General features: G+C 27.8%; 23 protein-coding genes and 1 other annotated feature. Of the genes, 20 read left to right on the top strand and 3 right to left on the bottom strand.

Translation table 11 applies throughout. From position 1 onward, the window contains the following. Nucleotides 1-125 precede the first annotated feature (125 nt). From BTM21_RS09180 to BTM21_RS09145, 8 genes are all read left to right on the top strand, one after another. Nucleotides 126-929: a MurR/RpiR family transcriptional regulator gene (locus tag BTM21_RS09180; protein ID WP_021874986.1), complete on the top strand. Its 804-nt coding sequence runs from the start codon at nucleotides 126-128 to the stop codon at nucleotides 927-929. Nucleotides 930-1,383: 454 nt separating this feature from the next. After that, entirely contained in the window at nucleotides 1,384-2,055 is a 672-nt protein-coding gene (locus BTM21_RS09175; RefSeq protein WP_021874987.1) for an N-acetylmannosamine-6-phosphate 2-epimerase, read from the top strand. A gap of 65 nt (nucleotides 2,056-2,120) precedes the next feature. Then, nucleotides 2,121-2,990, top strand: a complete 870-nt coding sequence (locus BTM21_RS09170) for an N-acetylneuraminate lyase (protein WP_021874988.1) — start codon at nucleotides 2,121-2,123, stop codon at nucleotides 2,988-2,990. A gap of 39 nt (nucleotides 2,991-3,029) precedes the next feature. Beyond that, entirely contained in the window at nucleotides 3,030-4,526 is a 1,497-nt protein-coding gene (locus BTM21_RS09165) for a sodium:solute symporter family protein (protein WP_021874989.1), read from the top strand. 18 nt (nucleotides 4,527-4,544) lie between these two features. After that, nucleotides 4,545-4,997: a NanQ anomerase/TabA/YiaL family protein gene (locus BTM21_RS09160; RefSeq protein ID WP_021874990.1), complete on the top strand. Its 453-nt coding sequence runs from the start codon at nucleotides 4,545-4,547 to the stop codon at nucleotides 4,995-4,997. 65 nt (nucleotides 4,998-5,062) lie between these two features. Continuing rightward, a complete protein-coding gene (locus BTM21_RS09155; protein WP_021874991.1) occupies nucleotides 5,063-5,965 on the top strand; it encodes an ROK family protein in 903 nt (300 codons plus the stop codon). 40 nt (nucleotides 5,966-6,005) lie between these two features. Then, nucleotides 6,006-6,854: a MurR/RpiR family transcriptional regulator gene (locus tag BTM21_RS09150; RefSeq protein ID WP_079481159.1), complete on the top strand. Its 849-nt coding sequence runs from the start codon at nucleotides 6,006-6,008 to the stop codon at nucleotides 6,852-6,854. 80 nt (nucleotides 6,855-6,934) lie between these two features. After that, the gene (locus BTM21_RS09145) at nucleotides 6,935-7,804 is read left to right on the top strand and encodes a methionyl aminopeptidase (protein WP_021874993.1); all 870 of its coding nucleotides are present in this window, start codon (nucleotides 6,935-6,937) and stop codon (nucleotides 7,802-7,804) included. A 39-nt stretch (nucleotides 7,805-7,843) separates the two neighbouring features. Here BTM21_RS09145 and BTM21_RS09140 read toward each other — a convergent pair whose 3' ends face one another. Continuing rightward, entirely contained in the window at nucleotides 7,844-8,176 is a 333-nt protein-coding gene (locus BTM21_RS09140) for a HesB-like protein (RefSeq protein WP_021874994.1), read from the bottom strand. Nucleotides 8,177-8,426: 250 nt separating this feature from the next. Here BTM21_RS09140 and BTM21_RS09135 point away from each other — a divergent pair, with 250 nt between their 5' ends. Both BTM21_RS09135 and BTM21_RS09130 read left to right on the top strand, forming a co-directional pair. Then, nucleotides 8,427-9,167, top strand: a complete 741-nt coding sequence (locus BTM21_RS09135; RefSeq protein WP_021874995.1) for a polyamine aminopropyltransferase — start codon at nucleotides 8,427-8,429, stop codon at nucleotides 9,165-9,167. Nucleotides 9,168-9,210: 43 nt separating this feature from the next. Next, complete coding sequence (locus BTM21_RS09130; protein WP_021874996.1) at nucleotides 9,211-9,915, top strand: TIGR01906 family membrane protein; 705 nt, start codon at nucleotides 9,211-9,213, stop codon at nucleotides 9,913-9,915. 65 nt (nucleotides 9,916-9,980) lie between these two features. Here the strand turns inward: BTM21_RS09130 and leuS are convergent, their stop codons facing one another. Then, nucleotides 9,981-12,431 (bottom strand): leucine--tRNA ligase, encoded by a 2,451-nt coding sequence (gene leuS / locus BTM21_RS09125; protein ID WP_021874997.1) that lies wholly within the window; start codon nucleotides 12,429-12,431, stop codon nucleotides 9,981-9,983. A 50-nt stretch (nucleotides 12,432-12,481) separates the two neighbouring features. Beyond that, nucleotides 12,482-12,709, bottom strand: a binding site (T-box leader). 152 nt (nucleotides 12,710-12,861) lie between these two features. Here leuS and BTM21_RS09120 point away from each other — a divergent pair. Together BTM21_RS09120 and BTM21_RS09115 are read left to right on the top strand one after the other, a co-directional pair. Then, on the top strand, nucleotides 12,862-13,212 hold the full coding sequence (locus BTM21_RS09120; protein ID WP_021874998.1) for a DsrE family protein: 351 nt from the start codon (nucleotides 12,862-12,864) through the stop codon (nucleotides 13,210-13,212). Between the two features lie 11 nt (nucleotides 13,213-13,223). Further along, nucleotides 13,224-14,669: a bifunctional metallophosphatase/5'-nucleotidase gene (locus tag BTM21_RS09115; protein WP_021874999.1), complete on the top strand. Its 1,446-nt coding sequence runs from the start codon at nucleotides 13,224-13,226 to the stop codon at nucleotides 14,667-14,669. A 41-nt stretch (nucleotides 14,670-14,710) separates the two neighbouring features. Here the strand turns inward: BTM21_RS09115 and BTM21_RS09110 are convergent, their stop codons facing one another. Further along, nucleotides 14,711-15,223, bottom strand: a complete 513-nt coding sequence (locus BTM21_RS09110; RefSeq protein WP_021875000.1) for a hypothetical protein — start codon at nucleotides 15,221-15,223, stop codon at nucleotides 14,711-14,713. Nucleotides 15,224-15,372: 149 nt separating this feature from the next. On the opposite strand from BTM21_RS09110, the gene BTM21_RS09105 reads away from it, so the two are divergent. From BTM21_RS09105 to cls, 8 genes are all read left to right on the top strand, one after another. After that, nucleotides 15,373-15,732, top strand: coding sequence for a CoA-binding protein (locus tag BTM21_RS09105; protein WP_021875001.1), 360 nt, complete (start codon nucleotides 15,373-15,375; stop codon nucleotides 15,730-15,732). A 137-nt stretch (nucleotides 15,733-15,869) separates the two neighbouring features. Next, nucleotides 15,870-16,643: a TMEM164-related integral membrane acyltransferase gene (locus BTM21_RS09100; protein WP_079481160.1), complete on the top strand. Its 774-nt coding sequence runs from the start codon at nucleotides 15,870-15,872 to the stop codon at nucleotides 16,641-16,643. A gap of 76 nt (nucleotides 16,644-16,719) precedes the next feature. Next, nucleotides 16,720-17,082, top strand: a complete 363-nt coding sequence (locus tag BTM21_RS09095) for a YccF domain-containing protein (RefSeq protein ID WP_021875003.1) — start codon at nucleotides 16,720-16,722, stop codon at nucleotides 17,080-17,082. Between the two features lie 150 nt (nucleotides 17,083-17,232). After that, nucleotides 17,233-18,066, top strand: a complete 834-nt coding sequence (locus tag BTM21_RS09090; protein WP_021875004.1) for a deoxyribonuclease IV — start codon at nucleotides 17,233-17,235, stop codon at nucleotides 18,064-18,066. Nucleotides 18,067-18,353: 287 nt separating this feature from the next. Further along, on the top strand, nucleotides 18,354-18,896 hold the full coding sequence (locus tag BTM21_RS09085; protein ID WP_079481161.1) for an NADH peroxidase: 543 nt from the start codon (nucleotides 18,354-18,356) through the stop codon (nucleotides 18,894-18,896). Nucleotides 18,897-18,971: 75 nt separating this feature from the next. Further along, complete coding sequence (locus BTM21_RS09080) at nucleotides 18,972-19,364, top strand: arsenate reductase ArsC (protein ID WP_021875006.1); 393 nt, start codon at nucleotides 18,972-18,974, stop codon at nucleotides 19,362-19,364. A 228-nt stretch (nucleotides 19,365-19,592) separates the two neighbouring features. Next, nucleotides 19,593-20,135: an NADH peroxidase gene (locus BTM21_RS09075; protein ID WP_079481162.1), complete on the top strand. Its 543-nt coding sequence runs from the start codon at nucleotides 19,593-19,595 to the stop codon at nucleotides 20,133-20,135. 143 nt (nucleotides 20,136-20,278) lie between these two features. Continuing rightward, entirely contained in the window at nucleotides 20,279-21,706 is a 1,428-nt protein-coding gene (cls, locus tag BTM21_RS09070; protein ID WP_021875008.1) for a cardiolipin synthase, read from the top strand. The last annotated feature ends 7 nt before the right edge of the window (nucleotides 21,707-21,713 follow it).

Below are 21,713 nucleotides of genomic sequence, written 5' to 3'. Positions count from 1 at the left end.
AAAGAATAGTAATGGTGGAAAACATAATTAAGTTTTCCACCTTTTTTATTGTTTATGAATTTAAAGTTGATACTAAAAATATATTATTATATAATTATAGGAACATAAGTTGAGGTGGAATAGAAGTGGATATTTTATATGAAATTCAGAAAAAGTATAATGGCTTTTCTGATAAGGAAAAAAATATAGCAGATTATATATTAAAAGAAAAGGAAACGATTAACAACATAAATATAACTGAATTAGCCAAGGTGACAGAGACATCAGGAGCAACCATAACAAGATTCTGTAAAAAAATATCTTGTGATAGTTTTGTTGATATGAAAATAAAATTAAGCTCATTAAAAAGAAAAGATGATGCAGAAAATAAAGGAGTATTATCAGAGGTATATTCTTACTATACAAAAGTTATAGAAAAAACAAGAGAATCAATTTCTAAAGAGCAAATATTAAAAGTTGTGGAGGAAATAAAAAAGGCTAATAAAATATATATATATGGAGTTGGAAGTTCAGGACTTACAGCTACTGAAATGATGCAAAGATTATTACGTATGGGCTTTAATGTTTATAGTGTTTCAGATCCACATATGATGATAATAAATAGTTCAATAGTTTCAGATAAAGATTTAGTAATTGGGATATCTATTTCAGGAGAAACAGAGGAAGTTATAAATTCATTAAAGATATCAAAAAATAATGGTGCTAAGGTTGTTTCTATAACTAGTTTTGAAGAAAGTCATATTACAAATATTGGCGATGTAAACTTCATTGTTTATAATGCCTTATTTGTAGATAAAAAAAGATTTATAAACTCTCAATTTTCAGCTATGTATCTAATAGATTTAATTTCAATGGTACTTTTAGAAGAAGAAAAGTTAGGTGCTAAGATGCAAAGAACTATAGATGCAATAACTAAAGAATCAGTATAATCAATAAAAAAAGCTTCTTAAATTTAAGAGGCTTTTTTAGGTTATATTTTTTATTATAAATTTTTTCGTTTTTGTCATATAACAAAAAATTCACAATACCTGGAATAGCTATAAGTGGTGAAAAAATCATTTGAGCTAAAAAAATCCCTTTAAAATATCTATCAGCTAATTTTTCTGAAACATTTAAATATAATAAAATAAAATTAATTATAAAAAATAATGCTTAATATAGATTTAAAAAAGAAAGTAATTTTCAGAAAGAATAATCTGAAAATTGAAAATAAAGCTATAAAAATCTATGTAAACAATTAAATTGTTAATTAAAGGCAAATAATTTTAACTAAATTATAATTATTAAAATAAATTTACTAAAAACTTGAAAAGTAAACTTTTTCATGATATTATAAAGTTACAAAAATGAAAATAAATTCCATTTAAATTGGAGGGATACACTATGATAAAAAAGGTTAAAGGGAAGTTAATAGTTTCATGCCAAGCATTAAAAAATGAACCTTTGCATAGTTCATTTATAATGGGTAGAATGGCTAAAGCAGCAAAAGAAGGTGGAGCATCCGGTATAAGAGCTCAAGGAGTAAAGGATATATTAGAAATTAAAGAGGTTACTGATTTACCAGTAATAGGAATAATTAAAAGAGATTATAATGATTCTGAAATATATATAACTCCTACTAAAAGGGAAGTGGACGAGCTATTAATAACTAGATGTGAAATGATAGCGTTAGATGTTACTAAAAGAAAGAGACCTAATAATGAAAATGTAAAAGATTTAATTGATTATATACATCAACATAATGTTTTAGTTATGGCAGATATATCAACTTTTGAGGAAGCTATAGAAGCTGAAAAATTAGGAGTTGATTGTATATCTACAACATTATCAGGATACACACCATATTCAAGACAATTAGAAGGACCAGACTTTAAATTAATAAAGGATTTAAGTGAAACATTAAAAATACCAGTTATAGGAGAAGGTAGAATAAACACACCACAAGATTTGCTTGAAGCATATAAAAATGGAGCATATTCATGTGTTGTAGGTGGAGCGATAACAAGACCACAACAAATAACTAAGAAATTTACAAAAGTAATAGAAAACTTATAACTAATAAATTCAGAATATATTTAATTTTTAAAATATATACAAAACATCATTGAGGAGGAATCAAAATGAAGGGTATTTATTCAGCATTATTAGTATCATTTGACAAGGAAGGGAACATAAATGAAAAGGGGTTAAGACAAATCATCAGACATAATATTGATAATTGTAAAGTAGATGGTTTGTATGTAGGTGGAAGCACTGGCGAAAACTTTATGCTTTCAACTGAAGAAAAGAAGAAAATTTTTGAAATTGCAAAGGATGAAGCAAAAGATCAAGTTAAACTAATAGCTCAAGTAGGATCAGTAAACTTAAAGGAAGCTGTAGAACTTGCAAAATTTACAACGGATTTAGGATATAACGCTATTTCAGCAGTTACACCATTTTATTATAAATTCGATTTCAAAGAAATAAAACATTATTATGAAACAATAATAAATTCAGTAGATAATAAGCTAATAATATATTCAATACCATTCTTAACTGGAGTAAATATGAGTTTAGATCAATTTGCTGAGTTATTTGAAAATGATAAGATTATTGGAGTTAAGTTTACAGCAGCAGATTTTTATTTATTAGAAAGAATGCGTAAGACATTCCCTAATAAATTAATATTTGCAGGATTTGATGAAATGATGTTACCAGCTACTGTTTTAGGGGTTGATGGAGCTATTGGTTCAACATTTAATGTAAATGGAAAGAGATCAAAACAAATATTTGAAGAGGCTAAAAAGGGAAATATAGAAGAAGCATTAAAAATTCAACATATAACTAACGACTTTATTACAGATGTTTTAGAAAATGGATTATATCAAACATTGAAATTATTATTAGAAGAATTTGGAGTTGAAGCAGGATATTGTAGACAACCAATGAAGGAAGCTACTCCAGAAATGAGAGCTAAAGCTAAAGAAATATATAACAAATATTTTAAATAGTAAATTTTAATAATAATTAAAACTTTAGGGGGATTTGACATGCAAGGTTTTACATGGGTTGATATGGTAGTTCTAGTTGTATATCTAGCAGTAGTATTATTTGCAGGCTTAGCATTTTCAAAGAAAGAAATGAAGGGAAAAGAGTTCTTCAAAGGTGATGGAACTATTCCTTGGTGGGTAACATCAGTTTCTATATTTGCAACATTACTTAGTCCAATATCATTCTTATCATTAGCAGGAAACTCCTACCAAGGTACTTGGATAATGTGGTTTGCTCAATTAGGAATTTTTATAGCAGTACCAATAACAATAAAATATTTCTTACCTATATATAGTAGATTAGATATTGATACAGCATATGAATATTTAGAGTTAAGATATAACAGCAAAGGACTTAGAATTATCGGAGCTTTAATGTTTATTATATATCAAATTGGACGTATGTCTATAATAATGTATTTACCATCAGTTGTTTTAGCAAATCTTACAGGAATAAATGTAAATATCCTTATAATAGCGATGGGAGTTATAGCAATAATCTACTCATATACAGGTGGTTTGAAATCAGTTTTATGGACAGATTTTATACAAGGTATGGTATTGATTTTTGGAGTAGCTTTTGCATTGATATATTTAGTAGCTCATATTAATGGTGGTTTCGGTGCAATATGGGATTCACTTTCAGCAGGAAAATTTATAGCTTCAAATGAAGTATTATTTGATCCAATTATTTTTAAAGATAGTGTATTTATAATACTAGTAGGAGCAGGACTTAATACATTATCTTCATATGTATCAAGTCAAGATATAGTACAAAGATTTACAACAACAACAGATATAAAGCAATTAAAGAAAATGACTTATGCAAATGGAATATTATCAATAGGTATTGCAACAATATTTTATTTAATAGGTACAGCGTTATATGTATTTTATAATCAAAATCCTTCATTATTACAAACAGCACAACAAGACCAAATATTTGCATCATATATAGCATTCCAATTACCAGTAGGGGTAACAGGAATACTTCTTGCAGCAATATACGCAGCATCACAATCAACATTATCAACAGGATTAAATTCAGTAGCTACAAGCTGGACTTTAGACATACAAACAGTAATTTCTAAGGATTTAAGTTTTGAAAAACAAACAAAGATAGCTAAATATATATCTTTAGGGGTAGGTGTATTAGCAACTGTTATATCTATGGTTCTTGCAGCAGGTCAAATAAAATCAGCTTATGTATGGTTTAATAGCTTTATGGGCTTAGTACTTGGAGTATTAGCAGGAATATTTATTCTAGGAGCCTTTACTAAAAAAGCAACAAGCCTTGGAGCATATGCAGCATTTATAGTATCAGCTGTAGTAGTTATAATATTAAAATATAATCTTTCAAGTGTAAGCATATGGTCATACTCATTAATTTCAATAGTATTATCATTAATAGTTGGATCAGTGGTAAGTACAATTCAAAGAAAAGTAAATAAGAGTAAATTTGAAACAGCTAAAGAAACAACTATATATTTTGAATAAAAAAGGAGGGAAATTTATATGATATATGGAAATTTAAAGCATATGGATAAATATAGTTTTCTAGATAAAGAAATAATTGATTGTTTCAAATATGCTATAGAAAAAAAATTAGCAGAGGTTGAAAAAGGAACTTATAAAATAGATGAAGAAAATGTATTTGTAAATGTTGTAGAGTATGAGACTCAAAATAAAGAAGATAGATTTTGGGAAGCTCACAAAAAATATATTGACATACATCTAATGTTTGATGGAAAAGAAAAAATAGCAGTTAATTTAATAGATAACTTAGATATTAAAGAATATGAAGAAAAAAATGATTTTGTACCATTAGAAGGTAAAGAAAGTGGTTGTGTAACTTTAACTAAAGGTGATTTTTTAATATGTTATCCAGAAGATGCTCATATGACTGCAATAAAAGTAGATAATAAAGAAAAAATTAAAAAGGCGATTTTTAAAGTTATAATTAAGTAGACATAAGGGAGTATTGATATACTCCCTTAAAATATATTACAAGGATTTTTTAGAGGTGGGTTTAAATGAATAAATATATATGTATAGATGTAGGTGGAACTTCAATTAAATATGGAGTTTTAGAGGAAAATGGAAATTTTATCTTGAAAGACCAAATAGATACTGAAGCGTATAAGGGTGGACAAAATATATTAGAAAAAATTAAGCTTATAGTTAAAAAACATAAAAATAACTTCGATATAAAAGGAATAGGGATTTCTACTGCAGGAATGGTTGACCCTAACGAAGGAAAAATAGTTTATGCATCAAATTTAATTCCTAATTATATAGGAGTTGAAATTAAAAAAGAATTAGAAAAGGAATTTAATATAAGATGTGAAGTTGAAAATGATGTTAATTGTGCAGGTCTTGGAGAAATGTGGTTAGGTTCTGCTAAGGGATGCAAATCTTGTGTTTGTTTAACCATAGGAACAGGAATAGGCGGTTGCATTATTTTAAATAATTCTGTTTTACATGGTCATAGCAATAGTGCAGGAGAAGTTGGCTATATGAATATAAATGGTGGTGAATTTCAAAAATTAGCAGCAACAAGTGCATTAGTTAGAAATGTAGCTAAAAGAAATAATATAAATTCAAAAGATATAAATGGGAAAATTATATTTGACTTAGCTAAAAAGGGAGATGCTATATGTATAGAGGAAATAGATAAAATAGTAGATATATTGGCAGTAGGAGTATCTAATATAGTTTATGTTATAAATCCAGAAGTTGTTGTTCTTGGGGGAGGAATAATGGCTCAAAGGGAATATCTAAAAGATAGAATAGACAATGCTTTAAAAACAAAGCTTATAGAAAGTGTATATAAAAATACAAGATTAGAATTTGCTAAGGGAGATAATGAAGCAGGGATGCTTGGAGCATTATTTAATTTATTGCAAAGAAATAAAAAACTATTAAAAGAAGTATAATAGAGTATTCTTTTAGGTAAATTACAAGGGGGTGAAAATAATGAATATACTTAAGCAACTTAACTTTCCAGAATTTAAGGTAACAAAATCAGATAGACAGCTTATAAAATATATTAAAGAAAATAAGGAAGCTGTTATTTATAAGTCTATTTCAGAAATAGCAAATGACAATAATATAGGAGAAGCAACTGTAACTAGATTTACAAAAAAGATGGGGTTTTTAGGATTTCAAGATTTTAAAGTAACATTAGCTACAGAAATATCAAATAAAAGCACAAAAAGAATTATTAATAATAATATAGATAATAATGAAAGTGTAGAAGAAACCTCTAAGAAACTATTACAATGTAATATAGATGTATTACAACAAACAAACGAATTAATTAATTTTAAAGATATACATATTTGTTCAGAATATATTAAAGAAGCTAGTAGGGTGTATTTCTTTGGAATAGGATACTCAGGAATAATAGCATTAGACTCAAATTATAAATTTATGAGGATAGGTGTTAATAGCTGTAGTTACCAAGACAGTCATACTATAATGATGATGGCATCTATAGCAAATAAAGATGATTTAGTTATAGCTATATCTCATACTGGAGAAACAGACGAAATAATAAAAGCTGTTAACTTAGTTAAGGAAAATGGTTGTAAAGTTATATCAATAACACAAGATAAACCATCTAGATTAAAGGACGTTTCAGATATAAATCTATCTTATGTTTCAGCTGAAAGTATATTTGAAACAGGAGCAGTTTCATCAAAATTAGCACAAATATATTTAATAGATTTAGTTTATACACAAGTAGTTAAAGATATGGATACTACAGCAATAGAAAGAAAGGTAAGAACTACTGAAGCCATAGACCAATTAAGAAATGTATAACCAAATATGGAAAGTATGTTATTATATAATTAAGAAATTAAAGTTATACATGAAAAAGTATAATAGAAAGGAAGAAAAGAATGAATTGTGATAGAAATGAAAAATGTTGGTGTGGAAGTGGACTTAAGTATAAAAAGTGCCATATGGAAATAGAAGAAAAAATACATGGGTTACAAGCAAAAGGGTTTATTGTTCCTCCAAGAAATATAATAAAAAACAAAGCACAAATAGAAGGTATAAGAGAAAGTGCTAAGATAAATAATGCTGTTTTAGACTTAGTTTCAGAAAAAATAAAATTAGGAATGAGTACTGAAGAAATAAATACAATAGTTCATGATTATACTGTATCACAAGGGGCTATACCAGCTCCACTTAATTATTCTGGTTTTCCAAAGAGTGTGTGTACTTCAATAAATGATGAAATATGCCATGGAATACCTAGTGAAGATATAATACTTAAAGATGGAGATATTGTAAATGTAGATGTATCAACTATTTATAATGGATATTTTTCAGACGCATCTAGAATGTTTATGATTGGAAATGTGTCAGAAGAAGATGCAAGACTTGTAAGAGTAGCTAAAGAGTGTTTACTAAAAGGTGTAGAAGCTGTTAAGCCATGGGGATTTTTAGGAGATATAGGAGAAGCTATTCAAAAGCATGCTGAAAAAAATGGATATTCAGTAGTTAGAGATTTTGGAGGCCATGGGGTAGGGATAAACTTCCATGAAGATCCTTTTGTAAGTCATGTTGGTAAAAAAGGTGAAGGTATGATTTTAGTACCAGGTATGGTATTTACGATAGAGCCTATGATAAACCAAGGTGGTTATGAATTATTCGTAGATGAAGATAATGATTGGACTGCAATAACAGAAGATGGTGGATATTCAGCACAATGGGAGCATACTATTTTAGTTACAGAAGATGGTATTGAAATCTTAGCAAAATAGAAATAAAAAAAGAAGCGTTTAACGCTTCTTTTTTATTTCTTAGTGGTGACATCCACCACCGCATGAACCACATCCACCTTCAACTTCGATTACAGGTCTTAATGATAAACCTCTACCGTCGTTTTCTTCTGTTGATAATATTTTGAAACCACCGAACTCTTCAACTAATTTTTCTTCAGCTATGAAAGTAATTTCGTTAACTTGTTCAGTCATATCTCCTTCTTTAGCTTCATCAACAGTTATGTTAAATGCAGGACCGCTACAACCAAATCCAGCTAAGTTAATTCTTATACTGTATTTTTCGATTTCATTTTCATCTAAGAAAGCTTTAAACTCTTTGTAAGCTTCTTCGCTGATTATTATTTTATCCATACAAACACCTTCTATTCTTTAATTGATAATTTATATCACTAGTATAGCATAGTATTTTTAAATAGCAAGTAAAATTTTGATTAACTACATATAATAAAATTGTAATAAATATGTGTTGTGTTTTCAATTTATTACCAATATAATTATAAATATAAATATTAAATTATATTTATAAAAGAAAAATACCAAGTGGTGATATCCATATTATACGCAGTAAAATAAAATATAATACAGAAAGGAAAGGTTAATTTTGAAGCCATACGAAAGCGATTATGTAATAGAAAAAATTCAAGAATATAATGAAAAAATAAATTTAGGTAAAATAGGTGACTTTGAGATTAAAAAAATAGACGGGTTAAAAGGAATAATTAAAGGGTATATGTATGAAAAGGAAGGCGAGATAGCTTTAGATATACTTGAATTACATGGACCTAAAAACATATGGATGAGAATGACACCTCTTGAAATAGAAAGTTCATATATGCCAATTAAAAGAGCTAAGGGGAAAGTTGGTGTAGTAGGTCTTGGACTTGGATATGTAGCACAAGAAATGGCTAAAAAGGATAAGGTTGACGAAGTAATTGTCTATGAGATAAATAAGGATGTTATAGACTTATATAATAAAAATTTTAAAGAAAACCCAAAAATAAAAATTAAGCATGAAGATGCTTTTAAAGCAAAGAGAGAAGATTTTGATTTCTTTTATGTTGACATTTATGAATATAAGTTAACTAAAAAGGTAGTTGAAGATTACCAAAGCTTTAATAAACTTCATAATATAGAAGAGTATTCATTTTGGGGAATGGAACATTTTATGTTAAGTTGTAGATATGAAGAAATAGTCTGGGTATTTATACCAGAAAACTGGATGGAAATGAGTAGATATATATTTGAAGCACTTCAAGATTCTAATTTATTAGAATGCTATAAAAAATTAGAGTCAAAGCTTGTAAGTAATGTATTAGCTGATTTTAAAATTGCATTAGAATAATTAATAATCTTTTAGTGTTAAGGGGTTAAGGGGAGACGACTAAATGAAATTAAGTAAGAACCAAGGAAGTAGGAGGAGTAATACTGCTTTAAATATGTTTTTAAGCTTTATTACCAGTATATTTGCAGTTGGAATTTCGGTAATCATAACGTTAAACTTAACTATAGTATATAAAATAGCTATAGATAAATTTAATTTAGTTAAGATTACAGGTTTATCGAAAGAAAAATTAATGTTTAACTATAATGGGATGATTAAGTATTTAAATAATCCTTTTATAAAACAATTAGAATTTGAAGATTTTTCTATGAGTAGAACAGGAGAAATTCATTTTCAAGAAGTTAAAAATATTTTTATGAAGCTTTATATAATAGTTATAATAGCTTTATTAATATTTATAACATTTAAGTTAGTAAAAGCTTTGGCTAAGAATATTGAATTTCCAAAGGTAGTAAATTATGCAGCAAATATAATTTTAATAACATTTGGATTTGTTATGGCTTCTATGGGAATAAATTTTTCTAAGACATTTGTTTTATTTCATAAACTATTTTTCAATAATAATTATTGGATTTTCGATCCTAAAACAGATCCAGTAATTAATGCATTACCAGAAGAGTTATTCTTAGTATATGCAATAATTATAATAGTTCTTTTAGGGGTTCAGGTTATAGCCTTTAAGATGATTTATATAAAAAGTAAACCTATAAAAAGCCCACACCAAATAATAAAAAGATTTAATATATAATAAGAAAACACTCTATATCATTAATTACTATAGGTAATTTGATATAGAGTGTTTTTATTTAATTATTATTTTACGACTATATTTACAAGTCTTCCTTTTATAACAATTACTTTAACTATATTTTTGGCATCAATAGCAGCAATTACTTTCTCATCAGCTAAAGAAGCTTCTTTTATTCCTTCATCATTAAGATCTGTTGGAACATTTATTTTAGCTTTAATTTTACCGTTAACTTGAATTGCTATTTCTACTTCATCCTTAACTAAAGCTTTTTCATCAAACTTTGGCCAAGCTTCATTGAAGATTGAGAATGGAAGATTAAATAAACTCCATTGTTCTTCTGCAAAGTGAGGAGCAAAAGGTGCTAATATCTTTAAGAAATCCTTTATTGTATTTTTTAAGAATTCTAAGTTCTTAGTATCTTCTTGAAGATATTTTGAGAAGGCATTAACAAATTCCATCATTCTTGCAATAGCAGTATTAAATTGCATTTTATCGCTATCTTCAGTTACTCCCTTAATTGCATTATGAAGCCAGAAGTTTAATTCCTTTTCAGGTTTATCCATTGTAGTTTTATTATTTTCAGAACTATTAATAGCTTCTCTAGATATTTCTAAATATCTTTCAATTCTATCTACAAATCTAGCAACTGACTTAAGACCATCATCACTCCAAGCACCACCTTCAGTGTATGCAAAACCAAACATTAAATACATTCTAAATACGTCAGAACCATATTCAGATATATAATCATCTGGAGAAATTGTATTTCCTTTTGATTTACTCATTTTTAATCCATCTGGTCCTAATATTAAACCTTGGTGAGTTAATGATTTAAATGGTTCATCAAAATCTAAATAACCCATATCTCTTAATGCTTTAGTTATAAATCTTGCATAAAGAAGATGCATACAAGCATGTTCAGGTCCTCCAACATATTTATCAACAGGAAGCATTTTATTAACTAAATCCTTATCAAAGGCTTTTTCAGAATTCTTGTTGTCAGGATATCTTAATTGATACCATGATGAACATACAAATGTATCTAAAGTATCAGCTTCTCTCTTAGCTGGTTTACCACATTTTGGACAAGTTGTGTTTATGAACTCATCACATTTAGCAAGTGGAGATTTTCCATCTGGAGCAAACTCAACATTGTAAGGAAGCTCTACAGGTAATTGATTTTCAGGTACAGGAACAGTTCCACAATGTTCACAATGAATCATTGGAATTGGAGCACCCCAATATCTTTGTCTTGAAACTAACCAATCTCTTAATCTATAGTTAACCTTAGCTGAGCCTAATTCCATTGAAGCTAATTTCTCGACTATTTTAATTTTAGCTTCTTCTGTAGTTAATCCATCAAATTCACCAGAGTTTACTAAAACACCATATTCACAATAAGGAAGTTCTACTTCTTTACCATTTTTGCTAGTTATAACTTTTTCAATTGGAAGATTAAACTTTGTAGCAAAAGCAAAGTCTCTTTCATCATGAGCTGGAACAGCCATAACAGCACCAGTTCCGTAAGTTGCTAATACATAATCACCAACCCAAACAGGAACTTCTTTTCCGTTAATTGGATTAATAGCGTAAGAACCAGTGAATACACCAGTTTTTTCTCTAGAAAGAGATTGTCTTTCTATATCAGATTGCTTTTTAGCTTCATCTTTATAATTTTCAACAGATTCTTTATTTTCAGCAGTAGTAAGTTTATCTACTAATGGGTTTTCAGGAGCTAAAACAACATATGTAACTCCATTTAAAGTATCAACTCTTGTTGTGAAAACATCGAATTTAAGATCGGAATCTTTAACCTTAAAAGTAACTTCAGCACCAGTAGATTTACCAATCCAGTGTTTTTGCATAGCCACAGTTTTTTCAGGCCAATCTAAAGTATCAAGCTTTTCAAGAAGTTCATCGGCATAATCAGTTATTTTTAAGAACCATTGAGTTAAATCCTTCTTTGTAACTTCTGTTGAACATCTTTCACAAGCACCTTCAACAACTTGTTCATTTGCAAGAACTGTATTACATGATGGACACCAATTTACAGGGGCTTTCTTTCTATAAGCTAAGCCTTTTTCATAAAGTTTTAAGAATACCCATTGAGTCCATTTATAGTAATCAGGGTTACAAGTTACAACTTCATTTTCCCAGTTAAACATAGCACCCATAGCTTTTAATTGTTTTTCCATGTTTACTATATTTTTATCAGTTGAATCCTTAGGGTGGATTCCAGTTTTTATTGCAAAGTTTTCAGCAGGTAAGCCGAAAGCATCAAATCCCATTGGTTGGAATACATTATATCCTTGCATTCTCTTCATTCTAGCCCATGAATCAACAGGTCCATAGTTAAACCAGTGACCAGCATGTAATTGGCTACCTGAAGGGTATGAGAACATTTCTAATACGTAAAGTTTTTCCCCTTCTTTATTAGGGTCGAATTTATAAAGTTTAGTTTCTTCCCATTTATCTTGCCATTTTTTATCAATAGCAGTTCCATAGTTACTCATTTTAAGTCCTCCTATATTTTTATTTATAAAAAAAAGTCCTCCATCTCTATTTAAGAGACGAAAGACATTATTTCGCGGTACCACTCTTATTAGAAAAAATACTAGATAAATATACCTAAGTAAAATTTCTCGCTTAAATAAATAACGGGAATATCCCGTACTTGCTTTTGACAAGTAAGCTCCTAGGCAAGTTCCTATATTTATATCGTTACTTTTCACCAAACAGTAACTCTCTAAAGATATAAGGATATAGTACTACTCCTATTCAATGCAATAAAATATTAAATTTTTAATTAATCATAAATTATTATATATTATCTATCCTTATAAAGTCAACAGGTACAAATTTTTGTTAAAAAAATAAGAATACATATATACTTTTGGGGGAAAATACTAAATGAAAATACGACTTAAGTAAGGAGACAGAAAAATGAAAGTATTATATCACATTGATAACCCAAGTAAATGGAAGTTAACAGTAGAAAATGTAAAAAATATGGTTAAGTATGGAAAGGAATCAGGAAAGACTTTCGAAATAGGCATATTAGTTAATAGCGTTGCAGTAATAGATTTAAAAGAACAAATCGCTGTTAATTCTAAAATGTATATAAAGTTTGATGAATTAGCTAAGGAAAATGTTAAATTCATGGCATGTCATAATGCATTAAAGAAACTTACAATAACTAAAGAGGAATTATGTTCTTTTGTAGAAATAGTGCCATGTGGAGTAGCAACCATTGCTGAAAAGCATGAAGAAGGATATTGCTATATTAAGGCATAAGGAGAAGGGTAATGACAGAAAAGAAAAGACTTACAATAATACAAATAAATGATGTTCATGGACATGTAAAGCCTCACAATGAAGCTTTTTTTGAGGCTAATGGTATAAATATAAAAGAAGCCGGTGGATATTCAAGAATAAAAACTGTAATAGATAGTATAAAACAAGAAAATCCTAATACTATAGTTTTAGATTGTGGAGATACATTCCATGGAACCTTTATAACTACTCAAACTCAAGGAAATGCAATAATTCCTATTATGAATAAAATGGGTATAGATGCAATGACTGCTCATTGGGATTTTGCATATACACCATCTCATTTAGCTGAAATTTCAAGAAGATTAAATTACCCCATGCTATCTGCTAATACATATGTATATGATAAAAAGAAGAGATTATTTGATCCATATATAATAAAAGAAATTGATGGCTTAAAAATTGGTATCATTGGTATGGCTTGTGAACATGTAGTGCAAGGTTTTCCACAAAAATTTAGTCAAGGAATATATATGTCACCAGAATATAAAGAAATACCTCAAACAGTTGTAGAACTTAAAAATAAGCATAAGGTAGATGTTATAGTTTTATTATCACATCTTGGAATGCCAACAGATTATGAAATATTACAAACTGTTAATGATGTAGATATATGTATAAGTGGTCATACTCATAATAGACTAAATTCTCCTATAAAAATAGGAGATACTATACTTATACAATCTGGATGTCATGGCTCTTTTATAGGAAGATTAGATTTAGATATTTTAGATGGAAAAGTAATAGATTATACTCATGAACTTATTACTATTTCAGATAATATAGAAAAAAATCAAGAAATAGAAACTCTTATAGAAAATGCTTATGAGCCATATAAAGAGGAATTAGATGTAGTAGTAGGAGAAACTAATAGTGTATTAAATAGAGATTTATCTATGGAGTCTACTATGGATAATTTCCTATTAAAATCTATTTCTAATGTAACAGGAAATAAAATCTGTTTTTCTCATGGATGGAGATATGGAACACCTATAGTACCAGGAAAAATAACAGTAAATGATTTGTTTAATATAGTTCCTATGAATCCGAAAATAATAAATGTAACCTTAAAGGGCTATGAAATAGTAGAACTTTTAGAAACTATGATAGAACAAACGTATAGTAAAAATCCTTTTGGTCAAATAGGAGGATTTATGCCAAGAGCAATTGGGATAAAAGCATATATTCTTATAGAAAATCCAAAAGGTCATAGAATACAAAAATTATTTGTAGAGGGAGAAGAATTAAACGCAGAAAAGTCATATAGTGTAAGCTATATAACAGAGCAAGCAGTTCCTAAATATTTAGGAGAAAATAGAGAAAAATTAGAAGTTACAGCAATTGAGGCTATGAAGAGATATCTTAGAGATAAGGGACCAATAGAAGAAGAATACTTAAATACCTTTGTTGTTATATAAAAATAAACCCAACAGATATGAATATTACCTGTTGGGTTTTATTAAAGTTGTTCAAAATTAACTGATATTTTATCATTTTTATCTTTAAGATAGGAAATTAAAAAATCTGAATTCTTTTTATTTGTGAATAATGTGATTTCTTTTTTGTTTTCACTTCTTATAAGTAATGTTCTTTTCTTTGATTTAGAAATATCAGATTTTTGGCACAAAAGACTTTCTATAGTAGTATAAGGAATTTTTACTTTTTGTATAAAAATAAAGTCATCACTAAAAACAGTACAAGAATCTATTAAAGTAGTTTCTACAAGATATAAACCTGCTAAACTCCAAAAATCAATATGTCTAGAATGAATAGTAGTTAAAACTATTATAATTCCACAAATTAAAGAAACTTTATTAAGGATATTAATTTTAGATATATACTTAAACTTTAAATTAGAAGATGATTTTTTTAGTTTAAATAGTTTATAAGTAAAATCAAATAAATCAAGAATTATAAGTAGTGAAAAAATAATAGTCGGTAAAAAAAATAGTATTTTTAAAGCAATTTTCATATTATGTCCCCCTAAGAAGCGGTTTAATTAGTATACTTAAATTATACTATATTTATACTGAAAAAATAATGTGTTAATAGAATATTATTGCTAAAAATAGAAAAAAATAATATTATATATTGAAAAGGAATATATTAAGGAGGAAGCTAATGAATATAAAAGAAATGATTCAGTTAAAAAATTGGGTAGTTGTTGGAGATGTTACTAATACTAGTAAGTATGCATATAAAATATTAGAAAAATTTAAAAGCAAAAGTTATGTGGTATCTGGAGTTCATCCAAAGGGTGGAGAGAATGTGTTCAAAACATTAACAGAAGTTCCTTATAAAATAGATGCAATAGATTTATGTGTAAATCCAAAATTGGGATTAGAAATATTAAAAGAAGCAAATTCTCTTGGAATAAAGAATGTTTTGATTCAACCAGGTGCAGAAAGTGATGAAATATTATTATATTGTAGAGAAAATGGGATAGCATCTATAGAAAATTGTGCTTTAGTTCAACTATAAAGATTCGGATTATTCCGAATCTCTTTTTGTTTTTTTACAAATTTATAAGGATTTTACTGTTGATAAGTTAGGATTTATTGAGTAAGATGATAGTACGAGAATAGATACAAGAGCATAAAGGGGGAGAATGTTAAAATATGGATTTATTAAGAGAAATATTTAGGACTCAACCAGATGGACAAACGTTTGTAAAATTTGGTGTGGCACATATATCTATATTATTGATATCTATATTAGTGTGTATTTTAATAATAAATTTTAAAAAAGATTTGAAAGAAAATAAGAAGTTGGGAACAAGAGTTAAAAATACAATAGCAATAACTCTAATAATGCAACAAGTTATTTTATATATATGGTATGTGGTATCAGGTTATAGAGTGTTAGAAGAAGGATTGCCACTATATAATTGTAGAGTTTCTATTATATGTTTAGCGATAGGACTTTTAATAAATAATAAAAAATTAAAAACTTTAGCAGTTTATTGGGGAGGTTTTGGAGCTGTATTTGCACTTTTATTACCAGGTACAGATCCCTTTGCTTTTCCGCATTATACAAAAATATCGTATTTTATTGGACATATGTTTTTAATTTGGGGAGTAATATATGTTTTATCAGTAGATGAATTAAAGTTATCAGCAAAGAATTTAGAAGGAATATTAATATTCACAAATATATATCATATAATTGTATTCTTTGTGGATAATGTTATAGGAGCTAATTATTGCTATTTAATAAAATCACCTATAACATTAGCTATAATGCCACAATTTTTATATACCTTTATAGCTATGATGGTTTTCAATGTAGCTATAATATTAAGCTATATTGTAATTAAGAAGTTATCAAATATAGAAATAATAGAAGAAAATATAGAAGATGAAAACTCAATAACTTTAATAACAATGAAATAGATAAAACTTTAAACAGTAAACAAACTTAAGAGTATATAATATTATAAACTGTAAAGAAAAGATAGGAGAATGTTTTATGTCTTGTTTAGGAAATATAATTTGGATTATATTTGGTGGCTTATTTAATGCTATAGCTTGGTTAGCATCTGGATTTCTTTGGTGCATTACAATAATAGGAATTCCAATAGGGCTTCAATGTTTTAAAATGGCATCTCTCCAATTAGCACCTTTTGGTAAAGAAGTCATAACTGTAGATGATAGTGATAGTAGTTTATTATTAAATATAATATGGTTAATTTTTGGTGGATTAGAGTTATGTATTGCTAATTTAATAAGTGCAGTAGCTTTATGTATTACTATAGTAGGGATACCATTTGCGGCACAATCATTAAAATTAGCTAAACTATCTTTAATGCCTTTTGGAAAAGAAATAAGATAATGTAAAAAATCATAGCAAAGGGCTATGATTTTTTTTATAATTAATAAAGAATTTGAAGATAATAATTATTAAATAATAAAAACATCTTGCAATAATTGATTTAAATATGTATTATGATATTTAAATTAATGCACAAGGGAGGATATAGCAATGTTAAATATAGGATCTCATTTATCAACAACAAAGGGATTCAAACATATGGGAATAGAAGCTCTTAAAATAGGAGCTAATACTTTTCAATTTTTTACTCGTAATCCTAGAGGGGGAAAAGCTAAAGAAATTGATATAGAGGATATTAAGGAACTTTTAGAAATTATGAAGGAAAATAATTTTTCTAAAATATTAGCTCATGCACCATATACATTAAATGCATGTTCAGCAGATGAAAAAACAAGAGAGTTTGCAATACAAACTATGGAAGATGATTTAGCTAGAATGGAGTATTTACCGAATAATTTATATAACTTTCACCCAGGTAGTCATGTAAAACAGGGAAGTGAAGTTGGAATTAAATATATAGTAGATATGCTTAATTCAGTATTAAAACCAGATCAAACAACTAAAGTTTTATTAGAAACAATGTCTGGAAAAGGAACGGAAGTAGGTAGAACTTTTGAAGAAATAGCAGAAATTATAGATAGAGTAGAGTTAAAAGAACATTTAGGAGTATGTTTAGATACGTGCCATATATATGATGCTGGATATGATATAGTTAATAATTTAGATGGAGTCTTAAATGAGTTTGATAGAGTTATAGGTTTAGATAGATTATATGCAATACATTTAAATGATAGCAAGAATCCATTTGAAAGTCATAAAGACAGACATGAAAAAATAGGAGAAGGATTTATAGGTGTTGATGCTATTACAAGAATAATAAATCATCCTAAATTAGAAAATATTCCATTCTTTTTAGAAACTCCAAATGAGTTGGATGGATATGCAGAAGAAATTAAGCTATTAAGAAGTAAATATAAGAGATAATAAAAAGCATCTTTGTAAAAAAGGTGCTTTTTTTTACATTATATTAAAAAGAATAAAAAAATAAAAATAATTATGTAATAATTTGAATTAATTTGGTATAATTAACCTAAGATAATTATTGTTTAAAAAGAGAAATTTCAAAAAAGGTCTTTACAACTAATAATAATTATTATATAATAATAAATGTAAGGTGAAGGGAAATAAAACATCTTACAAAGAGTTAAAAGTAAATGTATTAAAGAAAATTAAAATTAAATGTGGATATAAATAAAGGGAGGATTTTAATTATGAAAAAATTTGTTTGTACAGTATGTGGATATGTTCATGAAGGGGATGCAGCACCAGAAAAGTGCCCACTATGTAAAGTAGGAGCTGACAAGTTTATAGAACAAAGTGGAGAATTAGCATGGGCTGATGAACATAGAGTGGGAGTTGCTAAAGACGTAGATCCAAGAATAATGGAAGGATTACAAGCTAACTTTATGGGAGAATGTACAGAAGTTGGAATGTACTTAGCAATGGCTAGACAAGCTGATAGAGAAGGATATCCAGAAGTTGCAGAAGCATATAAGAGAATAGCTTGGGAAGAAGCAGAACATGCAGCTAAATTTGCTGAATTAATAGGTGAAGTAGTAGAAGCAGATACAAAAGCTAACTTACAAGCAAGAGTAAATGCAGAACATGGAGCATGCCAAGGAAAGAAAGATTTAGCTACATTAGCTAAGCAATTAAACTTAGATGCAATCCATGATACAGTTCATGAAATGTGCAAAGATGAAGCAAGACATGGAATGGCTTTTGCAGGATTATTAAAGAGATTTTTTAATTAAGATATATTAAGCTCGCTTAAATAGCGAGCTTTTTTACTATAAAAAATATTGGTAAATATAAAGGAGAAGATTTTTATGAAGAAAGTAGCATTTATATGTGTACATAATTCATGTCGTTCACAAATAGCAGAAGCGTTAGGAAATTTATTAGCAGGAGATATTTTTGAAAGTTATTCAGCTGGAACTGAAATTAAATCAGAAATAAATCATGATGCAGTAAGAATAGTTAAAAATTTATATGATGTTGATATGAACAAAACACAAAAATCTAAATTGCTAAGTGATATACCTAAAGTAGATATTGTAATAAAAATGGGATGTAATGTTGTATGTCCATATTTACCAGCAGAAGAAGTAGAGGATTGGGGACTTGAGGATCCAACAGGAAAATCGGATGATGAATTTATAAAGACAATTCAAATAATAGAAGAAAAGATAAAAAAGTTAGCAATACGATTGAATAAATAAAATATATTCCATAATACTAGAGTAATTTTAAAGAGTACTGGGAGATTTTTTTATTATATTAAAAAGAAATAAAAAAATTAAAAAAGGTGTTTACAACTAATAATAATTATTATATAATAATAAATGTAAGGTGAAGAGAAATAAAAACATCTTACAAAGAATTAAAAGTAAATGTATTAAAGAAAATTAAAATTAAATGTGGATATAAATAAAGGGAGGATTTTAATTATGAAAAAATTTGTTTGTACAGTATGTGGATATGTTCATGAAGGGGATGCAGCACCAGAAAAGTGCCCACTATGCCAAGTAGGAGCTGATAAGTTTATAGAACAAAGTGGAGAATTAACTTGGGCTGATGAACATAGAGTAGGAGTTGCTAAAGACGTAGATCCAAGAATAATGGAAGGATTACAAGCTAACTTTATGGGAGAATGTACAGAAGTTGGAATGTACTTAGCAATGGCTAGACAAGCTGATAGAGAAGGATATCCAGAAGTTGCAGAAGCATATAAGAGAATAGCTTGGGAAGAAGCAGAACATGCAGCTAAATTTGCTGAATTAATAGGTGAAGTGGTAGAAGCAGATACAAAAGCTAACTTACAAGCAAGAGTAAATGCAGAACATGGGGCATGTCAAGGAAAGAAAGATTTAGCTACATTAGCTAAGCAATTAAACTTAGATGCAATCCATGATACAGTTCATGAAATGTGCAAAGATGAAGCAAGACATGGAATGGCTTTTGCAGGATTATTAAAGAGATTTTTTAACTAATATATATTAAAGCTCGCTTAAATAGCGAGCTTTTTTTATTTTTAATTTTATAGATTTGCATTAATAAAAAATGGTGTATATAATGAAATAATTAAAGTAATATATAAGTAAGATAATTAAAAATTAGAAAGGTAAAGAATTATATGAGTATAACCATAATATTAACGATAATTTATATTATAAATATAATTTGTTCAGTATCACTTATCTTTATTGAAAGAAAGGAACCAACAACTACTTGGGCATGGCTTTTAATATTAGCAGTACTTCCAGGTATAGGGTTTATTGCTTATTTAACATTGGGTCAAAATTTAAGTAGGCAAAAAATATTTAGAGAAAAGAAGATTATAGATGAAAGAAAAGCAAAAGAGCTTAGAGATAAGTTTAATGAAGCAAGTGAAGCTCATAAAATAAGAGAAGAATATGTTGACCTTATAAAGATGAATTATAATCATTCAGGATCTCTTTATACAACAGGAAATAAATTAAAAACATATATAAATGGAGAAGATAAATTTAAAGATGTTTTAGAAGACATAAGAAATGCTAAAAGGTTTATACATATAGAATATTATATTTTCAGAATGGATGGATTAGGTAATACTATATTAGATGAACTAAAAAAGAAAGTGGATGAAGGTATAGAAGTTAGATTACTTGTTGATGGAATGGGTTCTAAAAATATAAGGAGTAAACATATAAAATATATACAAGGCTTAGGAATAAAGTTTTCTATATTTTTTCCAGGGATCTTGCCATATTTAAATGTACGTATAAATTATAGAAATCATAGAAAGATTGTTGTTATAGATGGAGAAGTGGGTTATGTAGGCGGCTTTAATGTTGGTGATGAGTATATAAATAGAGGAACACAATTTGATTTTTGGAGAGACACTCATATAAGAGTTCAAGGTGAAGCTGTAAATGAGTTAAATAAGAGATTTATATTGGATTGGGATTATGCATCAGAAGAAGAAATAAAAGATTATACAAAATATTTTCCAAAACAAAAATCCTATGGTGATGTTGGTATGCAAATAGTATCATCAGGACCAGACCATAAGGAAGAATATATAAAAAATGCTTATATGAAGATAATAAATAATGCTAAGGAAAGTGTATATATTCAAACGCCATATTTAGTGCCGGATGAGCCTATGATGGAAGCGTTAAAAATAGCAGCATTATCAGGAGTAGATGTAAGGATAATAGTTCCAGGAGAACCAGATCATTTCTTTATGGAATGGATGCTAAGTTCAAATATTGGAGATTTATTAGAATTTGGGGTTAAGATATATAGATATCAAAAAGGATTTATACATGCAAAAACAATAGTAGCAGACGGAAAGGTAAGTAGTATAGGAACAGCTAATTTAGACATAAGAAGCTTTAAATTAAACTTTGAAATAAATGCTGTTATATATGATGAAGAATTTTCAAAAAAGCAAGAAGCTATATTCTTTAATGATGAAGAAGATTGTAAACTTGTAACTATTGAAGAGTATCAAAATAGAAGTAGAAGTTTAAAAATAAAAGAAGCAGTTATAAGGTTAGTATCACCTATATTATAAAAATAAA

The organism is Clostridium chauvoei, assembly GCF_002327185.1.
Lineage (GTDB): Bacteria > Bacillota > Clostridia > Clostridiales > Clostridiaceae > Clostridium > Clostridium chauvoei.
Note: the sequence above shows the minus strand (reverse complement) of the source record. Positions and strands in the feature narration are given on the sequence as shown.